General features: G+C 43.1%; 3 protein-coding genes. All 3 read right to left on the bottom strand.

Features of this window, described 5'->3' with window-relative positions:
• Positions 1-198 precede the first annotated feature (198 nt).
• Positions 199-408 (bottom strand): zinc ribbon domain-containing protein, encoded by a 210-nt coding sequence (locus tag QMD82_08570; protein ID MDI6851966.1) that lies wholly within the window; start codon positions 406-408, stop codon positions 199-201.
• 268 nt (positions 409-676) lie between these two features.
• A complete protein-coding gene (locus QMD82_08565) occupies positions 677-973 on the bottom strand; it encodes a gas vesicle protein GvpG (protein MDI6851965.1) in 297 nt (98 codons plus the stop codon).
• A gap of 17 nt (positions 974-990) precedes the next feature.
• Positions 991-1,223, bottom strand: a 233-nt coding sequence (locus QMD82_08560) for a GvpL/GvpF family gas vesicle protein (protein MDI6851964.1), incomplete at its 5' end; no start/stop codon positions are given.

Genomic DNA, 1,223 nt, shown 5'->3' with positions numbered 1-1,223 from the left:
CTTCCACAGTAACCAACCAGCCTCTCTCATCCTTTACTGCTGACAGGGTAGTGGAAAGTTCCAATCCTGTTATCTTACTCAACTCCTCACGAGCAATCGCAAGCACTTCGTGTATATCCTTGGCCATTTTTCTTTACCTCCTATTGGGTTTGGTTAAATGGTGATTAGTTATATTACTGAACCTCGTCTATTCAACGACTATTTCTTTGGCGTTACCTTCTGTCCCGTCCTTGCCCCGCAGGAAGGACAAAACGGATACTCGTACATATACCGCCATGAAGCTCCACAACCGGGACATTCAATGTAAAGATATTGCCCGCATTCCTGACAATAATTAAGGTCGCCCCAGGTCACAGCACCACATCTGGGGCATCTAAACGGCCCTTCGGGTTCAGCGGCTCCTGGCATTTCTGTCACCTCCTTTTTTGTTTATGGCTGTTTAAAATCTAAAACCGCTGTTCAGTGTATGTTTTACAAGGGTAAAAATTGACCTTCACCCCCACTTTTTGAAACATTTGAAAATTAAAACCGTAGCTTATAAAGCTGCTCAACCTTCAAACACCTCAAAAAACCCTGCTACTTTCTAAACAGCCTCTGTTTGGTTAAATGGTTATTGGTAACTGGTTAAATAGTAATTGGTTAAATGGTTATTGGTAATTACCATTTACTAGTTACACTACTCTCCTTCTTTATACTCTCTAATGGCCTCAAGTTTTTCCATGAGTTCAGTCTCTTTCCTATCGTACTCCTCCTCACTTATCTCATCCATTTCAAATTTCATCTGTAGTTCCAGAAGCTTCTCCTGGATCCTCGATTCGTCAGTAATCTCCTCCTCGGCTGTGGCTTTGAGGTTTTCCCCAAGCCACACCATCCCTTTCACTGGGAGAAAAAGGGGGAACAGTATATCCAGCAAGCCAAGCTGTATACCTTCGCCTTCTTTTTTCTTTTCCTGCTGTGGCACTTGCTCTACCATCTCTTAGACATCCTTCTTCAATCCTCCAAATTTATTACTATTTCAACAAAGTTGCACGGTGGCACAGGACCCACGTACTTGAATTTAATGCCCTCTCCCAACCTTTCGTCCAACTCATCTACACACTTATCGAACTTTGGCACCTGATCGTTCTGCACAAGAAACGCCCCATTCATAATCATCTTGTCACCGAAGAGTTTGTTGCTTCGATAGTCGGTGGAAACCCCTTTTAAGACCTCTAAAATCTTGC

The sequence above is a fragment of the bacterium genome, assembly GCA_030019025.1.
Lineage (GTDB): Bacteria > Hydrothermota > Hydrothermia > UBA1063 > UBA1063 > UBA1063.
The sequence above is the reverse complement of the archived record's forward strand: the minus strand, read 5'-3'. Positions and strand labels throughout refer to the sequence as shown.